This window comes from Marinobacter sp. MBR-99, assembly GCF_040547575.1.
GTDB lineage: Bacteria > Pseudomonadota > Gammaproteobacteria > Pseudomonadales > Oleiphilaceae > Marinobacter.
The window spans coordinates 124572-144378 of the sequence record NZ_JBEPPY010000004.1 but is presented as its reverse complement, the minus strand read 5'-3'; the positions used below and the strand labels follow the sequence as shown (position 1 = coordinate 144378).

At 60.3% G+C, this 19807-nt stretch carries 22 protein-coding genes; 15 read left to right on the top strand and 7 right to left on the bottom strand.

Annotated features, from left to right (window positions below; translation table 11 throughout):
• Positions 1 to 217 precede the first annotated feature (217 nt).
• Genes ABIE59_RS05005 through ABIE59_RS04995 form a run of 3 tightly spaced genes read left to right on the top strand, consistent with a single transcriptional unit; the run spans position 218 to position 2705 of the window.
• Positions 218 to 1264 (top strand): aminoglycoside phosphotransferase family protein, encoded by a 1047-nt coding sequence (locus tag ABIE59_RS05005; RefSeq protein ID WP_354444824.1) that lies wholly within the window; start codon positions 218 to 220, stop codon positions 1262 to 1264.
• Positions 1261 to 1953, top strand: a complete 693-nt coding sequence (gene murU, locus ABIE59_RS05000) for an N-acetylmuramate alpha-1-phosphate uridylyltransferase MurU (protein ID WP_354444822.1) — start codon at positions 1261 to 1263, stop codon at positions 1951 to 1953. The genes ABIE59_RS05005 and murU overlap by 4 nt, the downstream gene beginning before the upstream one ends.
• Complete coding sequence (locus tag ABIE59_RS04995) at positions 1950 to 2705, top strand: DnaJ domain-containing protein (protein ID WP_354444820.1); 756 nt, start codon at positions 1950 to 1952, stop codon at positions 2703 to 2705. The genes murU and ABIE59_RS04995 overlap by 4 nt, the downstream gene beginning before the upstream one ends.
• Positions 2706 to 2733: 28 nt before the next feature.
• Here ABIE59_RS04995 and ABIE59_RS04990 read toward each other — a convergent pair whose 3' ends face one another.
• Positions 2734 to 3657, bottom strand: coding sequence for a DUF3530 family protein (locus ABIE59_RS04990; RefSeq protein WP_354444818.1), 924 nt, complete (start codon positions 3655 to 3657; stop codon positions 2734 to 2736).
• Positions 3658 to 3752: 95 nt separating this feature from the next.
• Between ABIE59_RS04990 and rpe the strand changes: the two genes are divergently transcribed.
• The 10 genes from rpe to soxZ all read left to right on the top strand — a co-directional run bounded on the left by rpe (position 3753) and on the right by soxZ (position 13187).
• Positions 3753 to 4439, top strand: a complete 687-nt coding sequence (gene rpe / locus ABIE59_RS04985) for a ribulose-phosphate 3-epimerase (protein WP_072676164.1) — start codon at positions 3753 to 3755, stop codon at positions 4437 to 4439.
• Complete coding sequence (locus ABIE59_RS04980; RefSeq protein ID WP_354444815.1) at positions 4436 to 5125, top strand: phosphoglycolate phosphatase; 690 nt, start codon at positions 4436 to 4438, stop codon at positions 5123 to 5125. The genes rpe and ABIE59_RS04980 overlap by 4 nt, the downstream gene beginning before the upstream one ends.
• 236 nt (positions 5126 to 5361) lie before the next feature.
• Positions 5362 to 6849 (top strand): anthranilate synthase component I, encoded by a 1488-nt coding sequence (trpE, locus tag ABIE59_RS04975; RefSeq protein ID WP_354444813.1) that lies wholly within the window; start codon positions 5362 to 5364, stop codon positions 6847 to 6849.
• A gap of 16 nt (positions 6850 to 6865) precedes the next feature.
• Entirely contained in the window at positions 6866 to 7444 is a 579-nt protein-coding gene (locus tag ABIE59_RS04970; protein ID WP_354444811.1) for an aminodeoxychorismate/anthranilate synthase component II, read from the top strand.
• A 15-nt stretch (positions 7445 to 7459) separates the two neighbouring features.
• The gene (trpD, locus tag ABIE59_RS04965; protein ID WP_354444809.1) at positions 7460 to 8488 is read left to right on the top strand and encodes an anthranilate phosphoribosyltransferase; all 1029 of its coding nucleotides are present in this window, start codon (positions 7460 to 7462) and stop codon (positions 8486 to 8488) included.
• Between the two features lie 164 nt (positions 8489 to 8652).
• Positions 8653 to 9465, top strand: a complete 813-nt coding sequence (gene trpC, locus ABIE59_RS04960) for an indole-3-glycerol phosphate synthase TrpC (protein ID WP_354444807.1) — start codon at positions 8653 to 8655, stop codon at positions 9463 to 9465.
• 159 nt (positions 9466 to 9624) lie between these two features.
• On the top strand, positions 9625 to 9948 hold the full coding sequence (locus ABIE59_RS04955; RefSeq protein WP_354444805.1) for a c-type cytochrome: 324 nt from the start codon (positions 9625 to 9627) through the stop codon (positions 9946 to 9948).
• 28 nt (positions 9949 to 9976) lie between these two features.
• Positions 9977 to 11299 carry an FCSD flavin-binding domain-containing protein gene (locus tag ABIE59_RS04950; RefSeq protein ID WP_354444803.1) on the top strand — a complete coding sequence of 441 codons (1323 nt, stop codon included), beginning with the start codon at positions 9977 to 9979 and terminating at the stop codon, positions 11297 to 11299.
• Between the two features lie 9 nt (positions 11300 to 11308).
• Positions 11309 to 12373 (top strand): YeeE/YedE family protein, encoded by a 1065-nt coding sequence (locus ABIE59_RS04945; RefSeq protein WP_354444801.1) that lies wholly within the window; start codon positions 11309 to 11311, stop codon positions 12371 to 12373.
• Positions 12374 to 12410: 37 nt separating this feature from the next.
• Positions 12411 to 13187 (top strand): thiosulfate oxidation carrier complex protein SoxZ, encoded by a 777-nt coding sequence (gene soxZ, locus ABIE59_RS04940; protein ID WP_354444799.1) that lies wholly within the window; start codon positions 12411 to 12413, stop codon positions 13185 to 13187.
• Positions 13188 to 13206: 19 nt separating this feature from the next.
• Here soxZ and ABIE59_RS04935 read toward each other — a convergent pair whose 3' ends face one another.
• From ABIE59_RS04935 to ABIE59_RS04920, 4 genes are all read right to left on the bottom strand, one after another.
• Positions 13207 to 13806, bottom strand: coding sequence for a DUF4202 domain-containing protein (locus ABIE59_RS04935; protein ID WP_354444797.1), 600 nt, complete (start codon positions 13804 to 13806; stop codon positions 13207 to 13209).
• Between the two features lie 18 nt (positions 13807 to 13824).
• Positions 13825 to 14442 (bottom strand): glutathione S-transferase family protein, encoded by a 618-nt coding sequence (locus ABIE59_RS04930; protein WP_354444795.1) that lies wholly within the window; start codon positions 14440 to 14442, stop codon positions 13825 to 13827.
• A gap of 77 nt (positions 14443 to 14519) precedes the next feature.
• Positions 14520 to 15254, bottom strand: coding sequence for an alpha/beta fold hydrolase (locus ABIE59_RS04925; protein WP_354444793.1), 735 nt, complete (start codon positions 15252 to 15254; stop codon positions 14520 to 14522).
• A gap of 1 nt (position 15255) precedes the next feature.
• Positions 15256 to 16356, bottom strand: a complete 1101-nt coding sequence (locus ABIE59_RS04920; protein ID WP_354444791.1) for a M14 family zinc carboxypeptidase — start codon at positions 16354 to 16356, stop codon at positions 15256 to 15258.
• Between the two features lie 106 nt (positions 16357 to 16462).
• Between ABIE59_RS04920 and ABIE59_RS04915 the strand changes: the two genes are divergently transcribed.
• Entirely contained in the window at positions 16463 to 17362 is a 900-nt protein-coding gene (locus tag ABIE59_RS04915) for a substrate-binding periplasmic protein (RefSeq protein WP_354444789.1), read from the top strand.
• On the opposite strand, the gene ABIE59_RS04910 is transcribed toward ABIE59_RS04915, so the two are convergent.
• Both ABIE59_RS04910 and ABIE59_RS04905 read right to left on the bottom strand, forming a co-directional pair.
• Positions 17335 to 18312 carry an META domain-containing protein gene (locus ABIE59_RS04910; RefSeq protein WP_354444787.1) on the bottom strand — a complete coding sequence of 326 codons (978 nt, stop codon included), beginning with the start codon at positions 18310 to 18312 and terminating at the stop codon, positions 17335 to 17337. The genes ABIE59_RS04915 and ABIE59_RS04910 overlap by 28 nt on opposite strands.
• A 136-nt stretch (positions 18313 to 18448) precedes the next feature.
• A complete protein-coding gene (locus tag ABIE59_RS04905) occupies positions 18449 to 18889 on the bottom strand; it encodes an META domain-containing protein (RefSeq protein ID WP_354444785.1) in 441 nt (146 codons plus the stop codon).
• 109 nt (positions 18890 to 18998) lie between these two features.
• Between ABIE59_RS04905 and ABIE59_RS04900 the strand changes: the two genes are divergently transcribed.
• Positions 18999 to 19736 carry a glutathione S-transferase family protein gene (locus ABIE59_RS04900; RefSeq protein WP_354444783.1) on the top strand — a complete coding sequence of 246 codons (738 nt, stop codon included), beginning with the start codon at positions 18999 to 19001 and terminating at the stop codon, positions 19734 to 19736.
• Positions 19737 to 19807 lie beyond the last annotated feature (71 nt).

The following is a 19807-nucleotide window of genomic DNA, read 5'->3' as shown; positions in this document are numbered from 1 at the left end:
ACCGGTGCTGGGGCCACGACAGGTAACGGTAACGGCTGGGCACGGTAGCGAAGTTCCTGTTCCGGGTGAATGGGGGCGCGAAGAAAACAGCTGCCTAGTTTACACGCGCCCCACGGGCTTGTTAACGGAAACACCGCTGCAAATCCGTTTTACGCTCTTTATACTGCTCTGCTAACGTTTGCACTCAGACACTGAACTCAGGAAGCGCTGCATCATCATGGATACCCGCCTGCAACGGCTGACCGAATGGGTCAGGCACATACCCGGCTTTGAAACCGCCAGCCCCGAGCCGGTTTCCGGTGACGCCAGCTTCCGCCGGTACTTCCGGGTGTGGCAGAACACCACTGACAAAGCTCCAGTGCCGTTTATCGTCATGGATGCCCCGCCGGAGCATGAAGACTGCCGGCCGTTTGTGGCTGTTGCCCGGCACTGGCGCCAGCAAGGCATTATGGTCCCGACCATTGCCGCTGAAGACCTGGCCCTGGGTTTCCTGCTGCTGGAAGACTTTGGCGATCGGCTGATGTTGTCAGCCCTGACACAGGGCAACGCCGACGCCCTTTACCGGCAGGCCCTGGACGAGTTGGTCATGATCGGCCAGGCGTCCTCCCCGGGCGATTACCCGCTGCCGCCTTACGATGAAGCCCTGCTGGACAGGGAGATGGCGCTGTTCCCCGACTGGCTGCTGGAGCAACACCTGCAACTGACACTGAGCAACCAGGAACGGGCACTGCTGGAGACCACCTTTGCGCTCCTGAAGGAAAGCGCCCTGGCACAACCGGAGGTGACTGTTCACCGGGACTACCATTCCCGGAACCTGCTGATCCTGGCCGGCAGCCTGCGCCCGGGGGTGATTGACTTCCAGGATGCAGTACGCGGGCCGGTCACCTACGACGTCGTTTCCCTGCTGAAAGACTGCTACCGCCGCTGGCCAGAACAGCAACTGGTCGACTGGCTGGAATATTTCCGCAGTGCCAGCCTAGCGGCCGGCCTGCATCGGGCCGACCCGGACACTTTCCGGCAATGGTTTGAGCTGATGGGCATGCAAAGGCACCTGAAAGCCGCCGGTATCTTCGCTCGCCTGGCAATACGCGACGGCAAGACCGGGTACCTGGATGACATCCCCCGCACCGTTTCTTACCTGCGAGACGCCAGCGCCCGGCAACCGGCACTCCGGCACTTTCATGAATGGCTGTGCGACCGCGTACTGCCCGCCATTGAACAGCATATTGGCCCCGTTCCCGGGCAGGAGAACGGCCAGCAGTGAAAGCCATGATCCTGGCCGCCGGCAAGGGCGAACGCATGCGCCCGCTCACCCTGACTACCCCGAAGCCCCTGCTGAAGGCCGGCGGCAAACCGCTGATCGTTCATCACCTGGAACACCTGCGTGACGCAGGCTTCCGCGACGCCGTCATCAACCACGCCTGGCTGGGTGAACAGATAGAGCAGCAGCTGGGCAATGGCAAACAGTTTGACCTGAGCATTCGCTACTCCGCCGAAGGCGAGCCGCTGGAAACCGCCGGCGGCATCGTCCGGGCGTTGCCACTGCTTACCGACCAGGGAGACGACTGGTTTCTGGTGATCAATGGCGACATCTGGACCGATTTCTCGTTATCGGACCTGCAGAGGCCAGAGCAGGATGACTGCCTGGCCGTTCTGGTGATGACGGATAACCCGAAGCACCACCCGGAGGGGGATTTTCGCCTGGAAGCCGATGGCGCCCTGACCACCAATGGCGGCAGCAAACTCACCTTTACCGGCATCAGCCTGCTGCACCGGAAGCTGTTTAATGGCCTGGATGACACTGCCGGCAAACTGGGCCCGGTGCTCCGCCGGGCCATGACCAGTCATCAGGTACGCGGCATCTACCATAAGGGCGGCTGGGTGGATGTCGGCACCCCCACACGACTGGCGGAACTGGACCGGCAACTCACCGGCGGCGGACAACCGGCATGAACAAATCCAGCACGCCACCATCACCCGGAAGACTGGAACCGGTGTTCTCCGACCTGCTGAGGGAACTGTCCAGTTGCGGACACCAGGCCAGCACTCTGATGGAGAGGGCACGGCTGCCAGGCTGGTGCCGCAAACCCCTGTTCTTTTTCCTCGGCTATATTGCCAAGGCCGACGGCCGGGTGATGGAAGCGGATATCCGTTACGCCGAGGCCCTGATGAAGGCCCTGGGCCTCTCCAACCGCCAGCGCAAGAAAGCCATTGATCAGTTTCAGCGGGGCAAGGCCGCCAGCCAGCTCCCCCTGAGGCAGGGCCTGCTGTTCCGTTTGCTGGCAGCGGTATCGCCCGGACCAGCCTTGAAGACTGCCATCTGCCTGTGCCACGGTGCCCAGGTACTGGGCCAGCCCGGCAAAGCCCGGCGCTATCGCTGCGAAGACGCCATCGACCACATCGGTCTGCCGGTGGTGGTCAGCGACGACATCTTTGAAAGCTACGCCAGCAAAGTCTGGATTCGTAACGCCGGCCCTGCTGCCAAACCGGATACCTATGAACAGGCCTGCCAGATCCTCGGCGTAACCCGACGGGACGACCTGGAATCCATCAAAAGGACCTACAGAAAAAAGGTGTCCGAATGTCATCCAGACAAACTGGCCCAGCAGAAACTGACACCATCAGAACTGGCCATGGCCAAGGATCGGCTGCTTCGCTACCAGCAGGCCTGGGAACTGATCAAGCAGCGTCACCGGCCGCTTTAACCCGGACTCTGCGCCGGTGCTGCCCCGGTCATCGATTCAACCAGGCCTGAATCCGGCTTGCCACCCGTTCCGCATCAGCCCGTTCCGGTGGGTTTGACAACGCCACGGGTTGGCGCCGATAACCGCTGACCTGCTCCCGCCCCAAGGCAGCGCCGCGTGCGACCGCCGGATGCCGGCTGGTATCATCCATGGCATGCAAATCCAGCACCCGCCAAGGCCTGTCTGCCGACAACACCCCGGGCAAATCTGACTGCCGTTCAGCAGAGAAACGCGGTGCCAGCCAGATCACTCCGGACAGCGCGCCCTGGCCCAATGCCCAGGCCGTCACATAATCAGCCGACCAGCCAATGCCCGCCACCGCTGGCTGCTGATAACCGCGCCGTTCCAGGTCACGGGCGGCGGCATCCAGCAACTCCCGAACCGAGTTTCGGTAGTCTGACATCACCTCCTCCGGAGCATCCTCCTCCGCCACATCAATCATCACTGACGATGACTGCGGCTCTTCCCCAGGCGGCATCGACTCGCTCGGCGCCGGAACCAACAACAGTTGTCGACGCCGGACCACACTCTCCGGAGGCGTCCGAAGCCCCAGTGTCATCACTGCCACACCGCGCTCCGCCAAAGTATCAAGCAGCCCACCTGCCAGACCTTCAGCCGCGGTTTGCCCTTCATCCGCCAGCACAATCAGTGCACCCCGTGCCGGTGTTATCAGTTCTGGTTGGAACAGCGCCAGTGCCCGGCTGTTGTCATCCAGGTCCAGCCACACCGCCCGCTCAGGAAACATCCGCGCCAACGACCACTCACCCAGGCCAGTCACCGCCGTCGCCCTGCGCTCCGCGGCTTGTGGTGTAACCTGACCCGGTTCCGGCTCGCTCTCCTGGGCCGAGACCGTCAACGCCAGCGCCGTCAACAGTAACCAGAGAACCCCAACACCTGCTCGACCTGTGATCAAAACCGATTACCTCACGCTGCGAAAATGCCTGGCAAACTGATAGACTAGCAGGGTTCCTGTGCCGCCGATAACTCACCTGATCAAGAGAGCCTTTGATGAACCCTTACCTGATTGCCCCATCCATTCTCTCCGCTGATTTCGCCCGCCTGGGCGAGGAAGTCGACAACGTACTGGCCGCTGGCGCTGACGTGGTTCACTTTGATGTGATGGACAATCACTATGTCCCCAACCTGACCATCGGCCCCATGGTGTGCGAGGCCCTGCGCAAGCACGGTGTGACTGCACCCATCGACGTGCACCTGATGGTCTCCCCGGTGGATGACCTGATCCGCATGTTCATTGACGCCGGTGCCAGCTACATTACTTTCCACCCGGAAGCCAGCAACCACGTAGACCGCTCGCTGCAACTGATCCGCGACGGCGGCTGCAAGGCCGGGCTGGTGTTCAACCCCGCCACGCCCCTGAGCCACATGGATTACGTGATGGACAAGCTCGACATGGTGCTGCTGATGTCGGTAAACCCGGGCTTCGGTGGCCAGAAGTTCATCCCCGGCACCCTCGACAAGCTCAAGGAAGCCCGCAAGAAGATTGATGCCAGCAACTACAACATCCGGCTGGAAATCGACGGCGGCGTGAAAACCGACAATATCCGGGAAATCGCCGAAGCCGGCGCCGACACCTTCGTGGCCGGCTCTGCCATATTCAACACCCCGGATTACAAGGCCACCATCGACGCCATGCGCGAGGAACTGGAGCAGGCCCGCAAGGTGATTGGCGGATGAGCCTGAAAGGTCTGTTCAACGCCCGCTGGCCGGGCGTGGCCCTGTTTGATCTGGACGGCACCCTGGTGGACAGCGCCCCCGACCTGGCCGCTGCGGTAGACCAGATGCTGGAACACCTCGGCAGGAGCCCGGCCGGGCTTGAGAAGGTGCGCAACTGGGTGGGCAATGGTGCCCCTATACTGGTACGTCGTGCCCTGGCCGGGCAAACCGACTGGGAACCCGCTACGCCCAGAGACGATGCTCTTTTCAAAGATGCACTGGCGATCTTCTACCACGCCTACGGACAACTGAACGGCCGTCATGCGGTGGTGTTTGACGGCGTCAACGAATGCCTTGAGCACCTGAAAGGCCTGGGTTGCCGGATGGCCGTGGTGACCAACAAGCCGGACCAATTTGTTCAGCCATTGCTGGAGAAAACCGGCCTGGACCGGTGGTTTGAGCTGTCGGTCGGCGGCGACACCCTGCCAGTGAAGAAGCCGGACCCAGCGCCCCTGGTGCACGCCATGGAACAACTGGGCGGCACACGGGGCACCACGGTGATGGTTGGTGACTCCAAAGCCGACGTAAAAGCCGCCCTGGCCGCGGGCATCCCATGCGTAGCCGTGCGGTATGGCTACAACTTTGGCGGGCCAGTCGACAGCCTCGGCGCGGATGCTGTTGTTGATTCGCTGGCCGAGCTTTTGTAATCTCGCAAGGACGTTTTACTTTGAACACATCCATTCGGGAGATTCCTGCCGTGCAGGGACTGAATCTGACTGCAGCGCGAGGCATCCTGACAACCCGCGCAACACGATGGTGGCGATGGCGCACCGGCTGAGCAAGCCACGGGGCGGATGGCGCATGCCTGCTTGCCCGCACCACCGGTCACAGCGGTGTAACACCGTTCTGACAAAACGCAGATCAGATTTCAGGAAACCGAACCATGACACTCGAGCAATTTCACGAGCTCGCTGAAGCCGGCTACAACCGTATCCCCGTGTACCGCGAAGTACTGGCGGACCTGGACACGCCCCTCAGCACCTATCTGAAACTGGCCAGCGGGCCTTACTCCTACCTGTTTGAATCGGTACAGGGTGGAGAGAAATGGGGCCGCTATTCCATTATTGGACTGCCTTGCCGGGAGGTGCTGAAAGTCTTCGACCATCGCATTGAGGTCAGCCGCCACGGCGAGGTGGTTGAACAGGCCGAAGTGGCCGACCCCCTGGTTTTCGTGGACGACTACCAGCAACGGTTCAACGCCCCGGACCTGCCGGAACTGCCCCGTTTCAATGGCGGCCTGGTGGGTTACTTCGGTTATGACACCGTGCGCTACATCGAGAAACGCCTGCGCCACAGCTGCCCGCCCGACAAGATCGGCACCCCGGATATCCTGCTGATGGTGTCCGATGAAGTCGTGGTGTTCGACAACCTGCGCGGCAAGCTGCACCTGATTGTGCACGCCGACCCGTCAATTGACGGTGCCTACCAGACAGCACAGGCCCGCATCGACGAACTGGAAAGCCAGCTGCACCGCCAGACCGCCAACGCACCCCGCACCCCGGAACATCTGCGCGGCAAGGTGGTGGACGAAAGCGACTTTATCTCCGGCTTCAGCCAGGACAAATTCGAATCGGCAGTAGACAAGATCAAGGGCTACGTCCTGGACGGCGACGTGATGCAGACCGTCATCTCTCAGCGCATGTCGATCCCGTTCGAGGCACCACCGCTGAACCTGTACCGCTCACTGCGGGTGTTGAACCCGTCTCCCTACATGTATTTCCTGGATCTGGAAGACTTCCACATTGTTGGCTCCTCTCCGGAAATCCTGGCCCGGGTGGAAGACGAAGAAGTCACCGTGCGGCCCATCGCCGGCACCCGCAAACGCGGCGCCACCGATGCCGAAGACAAGGCTCTGGAAAAAGAACTATTGGCGGACCCGAAAGAGATCGCCGAACACCTGATGCTGATCGACCTGGGCCGTAACGACGCCGGCCGGGTATCAGAAACCGGCACCGTGAAACTGACCGACAAGATGATCGTGGAGCGCTATTCCCACGTGATGCACATTGTCTCCAACGTCACCGGGCGCCTGAAACAGGGCACCAGCTGCCTGGACGTACTGCGCGCCACCCTGCCCGCGGGCACCCTGAGCGGCGCCCCGAAAATCCGCGCCATGGAAATCATCGACGAACTGGAACCGGTGAAGCGTGGCGTGTACGGCGGCGCCGTGGGCTACCTGTCGTTCAACGGCAACATGGACACCGCCATCGCTATCCGCACTGCGGTGATCAAGGACAACACCCTGCACATCCAGGCCGGCGCCGGCGTGGTGGCAGACTCCATTCCCCGCCTCGAATGGAAAGAAACCATGAACAAGGGCCGCGCGATTTTCCGTGCCGTGGCGATGACCTACAACGACTACGACCATTGAGGCGGAGGAACAGATTATGTTGCTGATGATCGATAACTACGATTCCTTCACCTACAACGTGGTGCAGTACCTGGCGGAGCTGGGTGCCGACGTGCAGGTATACCGGAACGACGAAATTACCATTGAGCAGATTGAAGCCCTGAACCCGGAGCGGCTGGTGATTTCCCCGGGCCCCTGTACACCGAACGAGGCGGGCATCTCCATGGACGCCATTCGCCACTTCGCCGGCAAACTGCCGATCCTGGGCATCTGCCTGGGCCACCAGTCCATCGGCCAGGTGTACGGCGGCGACATCATCCGCGCCGGGCGGGTGATGCATGGCAAAGTATCGGCGGTGTACCACAATGATATAGGCGTGTTCCGGGGCCTGAACAATCCCTTGCAGGCCACCCGTTACCACAGCCTGGTGATCGATAAGAACACCCTGCCCGATTGCCTGGAAGTCACCGCCTGGACCCGCAACGAAGACGGTTCCATCGAGGAAATCATGGGCGTGCGCCACAAGACCCTGCCCATCGAAGGTGTGCAGTTCCACCCTGAGTCGATCATGACCGAGCAGGGTCACGAACTGCTGCGCAACTTCCTGAGAACATAACAAGAGGCCGACCCCATGGACATGAAACAAGCCCTGAACCGCATTGCCTCCAACCTGGACCTGTCCCGGGAGGAAATGAAGGATGTGATGCGCATCGTGATGAACGGCGAGGCCACCGACGCCCAGATCGGCGCCTTCCTGATGGGCCTGCGCCTGAAAAGCGAAACCATCGATGAAATCACCGGCGCCACCGAAGTGATGCGCGAACTGGCCACCGGTGTGACGGTTAACGCCGAGCCTTTGGTGGATATCGTCGGCACCGGTGGCGACGGCGCCAACCTGTTCAACGTATCCTCCGCCGCCTCGTTTGTAGTGGCGGCTGCCGGCGGTTATGTCGCTAAGCACGGCAACCGGGGTGTGTCGTCCAAGAGCGGCAGTGCCGACCTGATCGAGAAGGCCGGCATTAACCTGAACATGAAACCGGAAGAAGTGGCCCGCTGCGTCGAGCAGATCGGTGTCGGCTTCATGTTTGCCCCGGCCCACCACGGCGCCATGAAACACGCCATTGGCCCACGCCGGGAACTGGGCTGCCGGACTATCTTTAACATCCTGGGCCCCATGACCAACCCGGCCGGGGTGACCCGTCAGCTGATTGGCGTGTTCTCCCGGGAACTGTGCCGGCCGATGGCGGAAGTGCTCCAGCGGCTGGGCGCCGAACACATCATGGTGGTGCATTCCAAAGACGGCCTGGATGAAATCAGCCTGGCGTCGTCCACCCATGTAGCGGAGCTGAAAAACGGCGAGATCACCGAGTACGATCTGACGCCGGAAGACCTTGGCATCAAGAGCCAGTCGCTGGTGGGTCTGTCGGTGGATGGTGCCGACGAATCTCTGAAACTCATTCGCGCCGCTTTCGGCCGCAACCATGACGAAACCACCGAAAAAGCCCGCGACATGATCGCCCTGAACGCCGGCGCAGCCATTTATGTCGCCGGCCTGGCCAGAACCGCCAAAGAAGGGGTCGATATGGCACTCGATGCCATGGGTTCTGGCCTGGCTGCCGGCAAGATGTCGGAGCTGGCTGATTTTTCACAGTGCTTTTGATGACGCGCCTTTAACTTTGCTGCTGGGCGACCGGCTGCGGGAAGGCTTTCCAAAACACGCCCACAAGTACATCCCTGTAGGGCTTCGCTGTAGCCATCCCTGGCTACAGCGAGTTTTGGAAAGCCTTCCCGCAGCCGGTCTCGCATACTTTAGACAGGCCTGCTATGACTGACAGACATTTGGATAAGACTCCTACCATCCTGCGGAAAATCGTTGACCGGAAATGGGAAGAAATTGATGAGCGTAAGCCCAAGGTTTCGATTGCGGACCTGAAAGCCATGGCGGGCGACCAAGCTCCAGTACGCGGGTTTGCCAACGCCCTGCGCACCCGCATCGACGCGCAGCGTCCGGCGGTCATCGCCGAAATCAAAAAGGCCTCCCCCAGCAAGGGCATCCTGCGCGATCCGTTCGAACCGGAACGCATTGCCGAGAGCTATGAACAAGGCGGCGCTGCCTGCTTGTCAGTGCTCACCGACAAAGACTTCTTCCAGGGCCATGAGGACTACCTGAAAGCCGCTCGCGCGGCCTGCAGCCTGCCGGTGATCCGCAAGGACTTCATGGTGGCGCCCTACCAGGTTTACGAAAGCCGGGCCATAGGCGCCGACTGCATTCTGCTGATTGCCGCCTGCCTGACCAAAGACCAGATGCAGGAGCTCGAAGGTATTGCCCATGAGATCGGGCTGGATGTGCTGGTGGAAGTGCATGACGGCGAGGAGCTGGATGACGCTCTGACTCTGAGTACCCCACTGGTAGGCATCAATAACCGTAACCTGCACAACTTCGAGGTGTCGCTGGACACCACCTTCAATCTGCACCAGCGTATCAGTGCCGACCGGCTGACCATTACCGAGAGCGGCATCATGACCCGTTCAGACGTGGAAGCCATGACCAGCCGGGGCATCTACGGGTTCCTGGTGGGCGAGTCGTTCATGCGCGCGCCCGAGCCGGGCGAGAAACTACAGGAGCTGTTTGGCTAACCAGCATCGTGCACGGCTCTTTATTCGCTCTGACCAGGGACAGCTTGCGCTTTTAATAACAAAATAGAATATCATATTCCCCCATATTATTGGCCTATCCACGGCCTGGCCCAGTAAATTAGCTGTTCTATCATCCAGTTAATCCGGGCAGGCCACTCCATGAAAACAAGTTTCGCTCTGACCTTTGCCTTGCTGCTGCCGGCCTTGCCGGCACTGGCTGACGACCAAGCCAATACAGCGCAAACTGCGCTTCTCGCCGCATCCTGCGCCAATTGCCATGGCACCGATGGCAAACAGGCCGGCGTTATCCCGGCGATTGCGAACCGGCCAGCCACTGCGCTTGAAAATCAGTTGATGGAGTTCAAGCATAGCGACTCCACTCGGGCCACCGTCATGCCTCGCATTGCCAAGGGCTATTCCGATGACGAGCTGAAAGCCCTCGCCCAGTATTTCTCGCGCATCGGCTCCGCCCAGCAGCGCTGATAACCACCACGACAGAAGAATCGAGACCATGACCAAATCAAACATCAAGAATCAGGGCCTGAGCTCGTCCCGTCGTGATCTGCTCAAGCTGATGGGTGCTGCCTCTGCCTTACCTTTGCTGGGGGCCTGTAGCAGCCTGGGCGGGCCACGCAGTAAGGACCTGTCGGCACGGGTTGTGGTGGTCGGCGGCGGCTTTGGCGGCGCCACCGCCGCCAAGTACCTGAAGCGAAACGCACCGGATCTGGACGTCACCCTGATTGAACCCAACAAGGTGTTCTACACCTGCCCGTTCTCGAATCTGGTACTGGCGGGCATGCGCACCATGGACAGCATTGGCCACAACTATAACGAGCTTCGTGAGCTGGGTGTCCGGGTCGTTCATACCACCGCCCAGGACGTTGACCCGGTTTCCCGCACGGTCAGCCTCGGCGATGGCAGCAGCATCCGCTACGAGAAACTGCTGTTGTCCCCGGGCATTGATATCCGCTGGAACGCCATCGAAGGCTATGACCAGGCCGCCGCAGAGCAGGCCCCCCATGCCTGGAAGGCAGGCGACCAGACCCGGCTGCTGCGCCGCCAGATCGAAGCCATGGATGATGGCGGAGTGTTCGTACTGACGGCGCCAGCCAACCCGTTCCGGTGCCCGCCCGGGCCCTATGAACGGGCCAGTCTGGTGGCACACTACCTGAGCCAGCAAAAGCCGCGCTCGAAAGTGCTGATCCTGGATGCCAAGGACAACTTCTCCAAGCAGGGCCTGTTCATGCAGGGCTGGAAAGACGTACACGGCGACCGTATTGAGTGGGTTGGATTGTCTGGCGACGGCAAGGTGACTCGTGTTGATGCCGGCAAGCGGGAAGTGGAAACGGAATTCGGCACCATACACAAGGCCTCGGTACTGAACGTGGTGCCGCCCCAGAAGGCCGGCTTTATTGCTGACCGGGCGGGCGTAACCAATGAGTCCGGCTGGGTGCCGGTGGACCCGGTTACCTTCGAATCCACTCAGGTAAAAGACATCTACGTTGTGGGTGATGCGACCATTGCCGCCCCGATGCCAAAATCCGGCTTTGCCGCCAACGCCCAGGGCAAGGTGGCCGCCGCGGCCATTATTGCCGCCCTGGAAGGTCAGCGGCCGCTGGAGCCGTCCTGGGCCAACACCTGCTATAGCCTGATCAACCCGGAATACGGCATTTCCGTCGCGGCGGTGTACCGGATTCAGGAAGGCCTGATTCACGAGTCGTCCGGCGGTGTCAGCCCCAGCGATGCTAATGCTACCTTCCGCAAACTGGAAGCGGATTACGCGTCGGGCTGGTACAGCGCCATTACTCAGGACACCTGGGGCACCCGCCGCTAGGCCGGATTTATGGGCAACCCGTTTGCAGACCATCTGAGCGACGTGCTTTGGGCCGGCGCTCTACTCGGTGTGGTGTACGGCATGATCGCCCAGTGGAGCCGTTTCTGCCTGTTGCGGGGCCTGCTTAATCGTTGGCAACAAAACGACAGCCGCCGGCTCAGGGCCTTTGCCCTGGCCATGGCGGTGGCACTGATCGGAAGCCAGTGGCTGGCCTGGCAGGCTGGCATCAACCTCACCCGCACACCTTACCATCCCACCAGTTTGCCGGTGGTCGCCCTGATTGCCGGCGGCTTGCTGTTTGGTTACGGCATGGCCCTGGCCAACGCCTGCGGTGCCCGCTCGCTGGTGTTGCTGGGCACTGGCAATCTGCGCTCGTTACTGGTGCTGCTGGTTCTTGGCATAACTGCCTATATGACCATGTCCGGCGTGCTGGCTGAATTCAGGTTATGGATGGAAGATCTTTACCGCCCTACCCTCCCTGCCACCGATCTGACCCTGATTACGACGCCCATGGGGCTCGACACCACTACCGGTCGCCTGGTTCTGTCCGGAGTTCTGTCTCTGGCATTGATTGCCTGGGCACTGTCTTCCCAAGCATTCCGGACCTCGCCCCGGGACTGGCTTGGCGGGCTGCTGATCGGGCTGCTGGTTGCCGCCGGCTGGTGGATCACCGGGGTGCTGGGTGCCGACGACTTTGACCCGGTTCGGCTGGCGTCTCTCACCTTTGTCGCACCGGTGGGCGATAGCCTTCAGTACCTGATGCTCTCCACCGGCACCTCACTGCGCTTCGGGGTTACCGTGGTAGCAGGCATCGTGATGGGCAGTCTTCTGGCGTCGCTGCTCACCCGGGAGTTTGCCTGGCAAAGCTTCACCAGCCCGGGCCACAATGGCCGTGCCATCGTTGGCGGTTTCCTGATGGGCGTGGGCGGCATCATGTCGATAGGCTGCACACTGGGCCAGGGGCTCAGTGGTTTTTCTACTCTGGCAATTTCCAGTTTTCTGGCCCTTGCCGGTATAGTAGCAGGCTCACGCCTGGCGCTTCGTTTCAGTGGCGGCAGTGCTACCAGCCGCTAAGCGCACGGCCAATGGTTCTGATCAATTCGAGGTAGTCATGATATCCCGTTTCCTGCTCGCTGCTCTTGCCCTGATGTTCGTGATGGGTACCGCCAACGCCGATCAGCGTTGGCAAAGGGTAGAAGCCGTGACCCAGGCACTCGACGATCGGGTACCTGAACTGGAAGGCCTGAGCCTTGAGCTTCCCCTGGTGGCGGAAGACGGCAGCAGCGTTGCGTTATCCGTGTCGTTTACCGGCAGCCTCGAAAATGGCGAACACATTGAAAAGATCCGCCTGTTTGCCCCCGGCAATCCCCGCCCTGAGGTAGCCGATATTACCCTGAGCGCGCTGGCTTCACCCGCCAGCATCGCCACCCGGATTCGACTGAGCGAAACCCAGCAGGTGGTGGCGCTGGCCGTCACCAACCAGGATCGCGCCTTTCTGACAACCCGGGATGTAAGAGTGACGGTCAGCGGCTGCCTGGTGGGGGGCGGTGATGCGTCCACCATGGCCATGGCCAATCCGCGCCTGGCCCTGGCTGGCAGTGCGCGCCAGGGCCAACCGGTTACCGTGCGCTCGCTGATCAATCACCCGATGGAAACCGGACTGCGGCCAGATGGACAGGCGGATGACGACATTGAACAACAGCTGGTTGAATCGCTGACGGTTACCCTGAACGATGCGCCGGTATTGACCGCCCGCTTTTTCACGGGCACCTCCGCCAACCCCTACCTGCAGTTCCAGCTGACACCGGAAGAAGAAGGCGAGCTGAAACTGGTCTGGCAGGATCAGAAGGGTGAACAGATGGAAACCAGCCAGCCGGTCAGGTTCTGACCCGCACCGGCAGCTGGCGTCATTCGGCCAGGGCCTCCTGCATCAATGACTGAAGGTGGTCTGGCAGATTGCCGGCCAGCTTCAGAGCCGCCTCGTGGCCACGTGGCGTCATCTTGCCCCAGGTGCGGCGCGCGATGCGCAGCCACTTCTCTTTGTCGTAGTCCGGCTTTTCCTCGAAGAACTGTGCAAAATAGCGCTCCAGAAACACCATGCACGCCACGTCTTCCAGCAACTGGGTGTCTTCATCCTCCCGCAGCTTGCGCTTAGTCAGAATCAGCTCCACCCGATCGCATTCATCCTGGGGGTAACCACACTGGGCCATAATCTCCGCCGCCCGCCGGCCATGCATCCGGCCACAGGCCTGGCGCCACTGGTAGTAATTTTGCCGGCCCTCCCCGTAATCGCTACGGGGCATGGTCCAGCGTTCTATATGCTGGGCCCGACAGGCAATCTGCATACGCTCGGAAGGCGCCGGTTCCAGCGCGAACAGCCAGCGGGTCATATGCAGGCTGTAGGCATATTCCCTGGGCAGCGTCTCGCCCTCGACCAACTCCCGATTCGGATCGGCCAGGTTGGCTTGGTCAATGGTACTCAGGGTGCAATCCAGTTTCTGACTCATGGCTACCTTTAATGTTGGTCAGGCCTGCGCCGAAGGCCGGGCCTTAACCCGGTCATACCAGGCCTGCAGGTTGGCCTGTTCCGGTTTGATTCGGATATTCACCACCCGGGCAAAGGCGATGGTGGTGAAGGCATTGATGTCGGCAGCGGTGAAGCGGTCACAACAGATGTACTCTTTGCCATCCAGATGCTTGTCCAGGAAGTGCATGAACTTCTCCACACCCTTCCCGCATTCCTCGCCCCATTCCTTGATCGGGTTCATCCGGTCCTTGAAGTATCCGGTGGTGTGCTGGAAACACATACCGGTGGGCATGAAGAAATAGAATTCCAGCCAACGCAGCCATTGCTCCACCAGCGCTTTTTCGACCGGGGTTTCCCCCAGCAGTTTCGGCGTATCCGGGTAGGCTTCTTCAAAGTAGCGGCAGATAGCCATGGTTTCCGCGATGCAGGTGCCATCGTCCAGTTCCATGACCGGCACTTTCTTCATCGGATTGCGGGCCACGTATTCCGGTGTCAGGTTCTCGCCCTTTTCGATATCCACCTGCACAAATTCAGCCTTATCCAGAAGGCCCTTCTCCGCCATGAATATGCGTACGCGACGAGGGTTGGGGGCAGACTTGGTCTCAAAGATTTTCATATTGTTATTTGCTCCGTTGATCTGGCATCAAGGCCTTGAGAGTGAACGGAAAAAACGGTTGCGTCAAGCAACTGCCATTACCCCGGCAGCCAATCCCGAATCTGCCGGATAACCCAGGCTGGCTCGTCCAGCGGCAGGTCGTGGCCGGCGTCCGGGTGCAGCTTCAGGGTCCAGCACCAGCGCCGTTCCAGCTCGGCACTGCACTGCCAGTGCACAATCCGGTCGCCTTTGCTGGCCAACAGCAAGGCATCCGCCATAGGCGCCTTGGCGTCAGGTTTGTAACGAGCGGCGGCCATCAACTGCCGGACCGCATTGCGGAATGACACCGGGCGCTGTCGCTGAATGCTGTACCAGGATTTGCAAAGAGCCAATGGCACCTCGCGGTTGGAGGTCAGCTTCAGGATATCCCGCTCCCGGTGAAACAGCTCGCGCCGGGCCAGCAACCGAAGCACTCTTGGCCAGGTACCTGGCCGCATCCGGCGCCAGGGCGGGCTGAAGCCTGAACTGGAGTTGATCAGAACCAGATGCTGCAGTTCACCGCACTCAGCGTGTTGCGCCCAGTCCAGCGCCACCATTCCGCCCATGGACAAGGCCACGATAGAAAACGGGCGCGGAATGTGGCCAACCTGCTCCAGTACCCTCTGCCGAATGCCTGCAATGGTTCCAGGGCTTTCATCCCGATAGTGAACACCGGTGCCTGGCAGGTCGACCAGGTGCACCCGGTCATCAGGCATGGCTGCCCGCAATTGCTCGGCAAAAGCCCCCCAGTGCCCGTGTTCTCGCGTTAAGCCCCTGAGCAATATCCAGTGCATATCATCGAGTATCCCTGTACCAGTGCATGATGGCCGCCTCCCTCAGCATGGACTGCTGTTCACCGGTAGGCAACCAGCTCCGGTGGCTGGCCGCCGCACTGATCAGGAAATCCATCCAGGTCAGATGGCTGCGCAGTACGCGCTGATGCCGGTGCGGTACCAGCGGGTTGAAAAAACCATCCAGCCGGAACAGTTGCCTCGGGCGTTTGCGTATCCAGCGCCAGGAGCCCATTTCCAGGGTCAGGGGCAGAAACACCCCGCTGTTTTCCCGGTTCACCTGTTTGTAGAAGTAATCCCACAGGTCACCATGGGTCAGGTAGTGGGCGGACTGGGGTTCAAACCGGTAATTGTGATTGGGATAGGCCTGCTCCCATATCAGCTTGAGTGCCATGACCGAATCAATACGTCGCATCGGGCGTCGGCGATAGGCATAGGGAAACCAGATCTGGTCCTGCCAGCCAAACCCGGAGTGACAATCCAATGCCAGACTGAAAGGACGATTGGGTAACAGGTCCTGAATCACTGCTTCAAGTGCCCGGTTCTCCGCCTCCATACCCTGTTCTGGGCGGCCCCGATACCAGGGTAACCGGGGCGACCATTGTTGCCCGCCCAGTAAAAAGGTGCTGCCGTCCTGGGCGTTAATGGGGGCATTGCGCATCAGATCCACCCCACTGGGATTGCTGCGCTGGTTCAGATACATACCACCGGGATTCACGATCGGTAACAGGGTAATGTGGACTTTCTCAAGCAGAGCGTTGAGATGCTGGTCCCAACCCAGGCGGGCCAACAGGGAATCCAGCCAGGCCATCACCACCTGGCTGCCAATACGCTCCAGCCCATGCACCCCCCCCACAATCAGCACCACCGGCACATCAGTCGCGGGCGTGCCAAGGTCCACCCGATAAATTGGCAACCCCATGGGACCAACCGCTACTCGACCAGCCACCTGTGTGCTGACGAAATCCGGCGCTTCCGCCAACTGCCGCTCCAGTTGCACCAGCTCCGGCAGAAAGGTTCTGAGCAGTCGTTTTTGCTGGCGATTCCGGCTGGTCTGCTCAGCCGGAATGACGCTGTGGGGAGTCAGTGCCCGTAGTTCGGTCATAGTGCAATCTCTGGTCGCTGAATCCCGGAGTTTATCGCCGGAATGCTGCAATAGGTTGACAGCGTCACAGCCAAAAATATGCAATACAAACTATTCAGGAAGCGATATGATTGCAGTATCTGCCCCCATACTGATGGCGGTTATACCTTCCATGTTCAGAACCCTGCTGCTCTGTGCGCTGTTTCTTCTGTCGGCCTGTTCCGACCAGCCCCCACCAGATTTGCCCGCAACTGAGACGCCAAGCCAGCCCGAACTGTCCAGTGCGCCGCCAGAATCGGAAGTAACCACCAACACAGCTATTCGGAGAGTGATACTCGCAGCTGACCCATGGTGCCCCCACAACTGCCTGGCAGGAGCGCTTCAGCAGGGCTATATGGTGGATATCGCCAGGGAAATCTTCTCAGAGGCAGGCTACGAATTTGATTACCAGAATTATGGCTGGGCGCGCTCGCTGCAATTGGCGCGGGAGCAACTGATTGATGGAGTGGTTGGCGCCCTGAAGGGCGACGCACCGGATTTCATCTTCCCGGAAACCGGGCTTGGCGAGGCCCGTATCACCCTGTATACGCACCCGCAAAGCCAATGGGTGTTCAACGGTATTGACTCCCTGAGGGGCAAGACCTTACTGGTGATTAACGGATACTCCTACTCTCCGGAACTTGATCGCTATATCAGCGAAAACACGGATGATCCCGAGCGGATCTGGATTCTGTCTGGTCCGGCACCGCTGGCCCGCGCCCTCCAGCTTCTGGAACGCGAACGCACCGACGTGTTTGTTGAAGACAGCGCCGTGATGTCCTGGTTTCTGGCTCAAAACACCTCCTTTGCTGCCCCCAGAAGTGCTGGGTTGGCCCATGAGGCACCGCTGTTTATCGCCTTCCCACCGGAAAACCCTGACGCCACCGAACTGGCGAACCTGCTGGACAGCGGCCTCGCCAGGCTGGCGGCCAATGGCAGGCTGGCCGCCATCCTGTCGGCTTACAGGCTCTCTGAGCCGGACTTATAGGCGGTAATCGTGTCACCGGACGCCGTCCGCAACAGCAGCTCGCCATGGCGGCCAATTCGGCCATCGACCACGTCTGACATCAGGTCAAGAAACCGCTGTTCCTGATTCATCAACGCCGGCGCGCAGGCCATCAGCGTGGTGGCCGGCGGCGTGAAGCTCAGACCTTCTCCGGTCAGCCGGAAACCGCCGGAATAGCGGTTACAGGAGGCCCGGCCCGCAACCCGCCCCTCGTCAAGAAACTCGATCGTGATCCGTGACCGGTCGATGATACCACTGCCGGCAAGATCCTCGACAACCCATTCCGCACCGCGGAACAAACGTTCCCGGTCACCACCGCAGCCCATGAAGGTGTCACCGTTCAGGGTCAACCGAACCTGCGCCGGATACTGGGCCCCGGCCATATCGTCCTCGCACAGCTGGTGGGCGATACGGAATTCCAGTGCCTGACCGTCGAACCTTGCCTCGTAGGTTCGCCCGTGCCGGTTGGCCAGAGTTTCATTCAGCACGATCTGTTCGGTGGACTGCTGATCGTAAGGACGGCTCAGAGTCATCTGGTTCTGCTCAATCTGCACCGACCAGAAGGGTTCGGTACCGATCGCACGAAACGGGCTTTCGATTGCCCCTGGCTCCAGGCACTCAGGGTAAACCTGCCCACGCAATGTCAGCGTGCCCCGCTCACCCTTACCCCAGAAACTGGTATCCGGGTCTCCCGGCGCCTTGTAGAACGCACCAGAGGCAGCAACCGCCGGCTTCAGGAGCACCCGTTTATTCAGGTACTCCAGCCCCACCAGATCGCTGCCCTCGGAGCTGGTGATCCGGACATCCAATTGGCCACAGCGATACTGGCCAAAATCGGACAAACCCTCGGTCTGGGGGTGAGAGGCACAGGCTGCCAGATTCAGGCCCGCCAGCCCCACGACGGACAACGGCAAAACTCGTCGCAAAAACATGAACACATCCTCTGTTGTTCCACACTACAGATCGTTAGTGTAGAGATTCCCGGCCCGTTTAACCATCGTTGTGGACCCGGGAACCTGGTGTCCGGGAAGGCAACTTCGACGTGTCTCAGACAGCCAGCGCAGCGGATTACTCCTGCTTGCTGGCTCGCCGTACCGCTGTAATCCTGGCGCCATCGACGGTCTCAAGAACTAACCGGCCATCGGCCTCGAACTGATAGCGCCGGACATCCCCCAACAGTTTCAGAAACCGGCTCTCCTGTTGCATCAGGGGCGCAGGACACGCCATACGGGTTGCCGCCATGCGGGAGAGTTCGAGTTGGTTACCACTGGCATACCAGCCACCCTGATAGCGGTTGCATGAGGAAGTCCCGGAAACCCGTCCTTCCTCAGAAAAAGCAATAGTGACCTCGCCGTCCTGGGACACCGGGTCGCCGTCGATCTCCTGAACCTGCCACTGACTCCCTGCCAGGCTCATGGTTTTTCCCGTCGCCCGCTCCTGAGACAGGGAACATCCCCATAGCGACCCGGTGACCAACAACATAGCGAGGATATTCTTTGCAAGACTCATATAACCCCCTGAAATTTATGGAACAACCCTCACAGTCTACGCCTCGCCTATTGGGAAATCCCTGACATAAGCGTTAATCTTGCGTCATCAAAACATCGGGAGCACACCCATGACCGTCAAGCTTTATCAGTTCTGTATTTCCCACTATTCGGAGAAAGCCCGCTGGGCACTGGACTACAAAGGTGTCAACTACAAGGCGATCAATCTGCTGCCCGGCCAACACGCGCGAACCATCACGCAAATGACCAGGGCGGACTCTTCGGTACCGGTGCTGGACCATGATGGCCAGATCATTCAGGGCTCCGCGCAGATTGTGGATTACCTGGACCAGATGTTTCCCGACAACGCCCTGACACCGGAAGACCCTGTACTTCGGGAACAGGCCCTCGAATGGGAGAAAAAACTGGATGAAAAGGCCGGGCCTGCCATCCGCACCTGGGTCTATCACTACTTTCTGCAACGGCCCAAAGTAGTGGTTCCCCTGCTGGCTGCCGGCACCCCGTTCTATAACCGGATTCTGCTTAGCCTGGCCTTCAGCCGGGTGGATGAGATCATGCGTAAGTGGATGAAGATCAATCAGAAAACCGCGGACGCGGCGCAACAAACCCTGGAACAGCTGGTCACCGAACTGACCGACCTCTACCGCCAGCGGCCCTACCTGGTGGGCGACCAGTTCAGCCGGGCAGATCTGGCCGCCGCAGCTCTGCTGGCGCCGCTGTTCCAACCGCCTCAGTATCCGGTGCCCTGGCCAAAACCGGCCCGTATTCCCAAACCGGTAAAGAGCTGGCTGGACGAGTGGCGCCCCAAACTCGAGCCGATTGAAGCCCTGTACCAGAAACATCGCTGAGGTCGGTCATTTGTCGGAAACCGCCACTTTCACTGGCGCAATAGGACAGTGCGTTTGGCGGTGACTGTGCC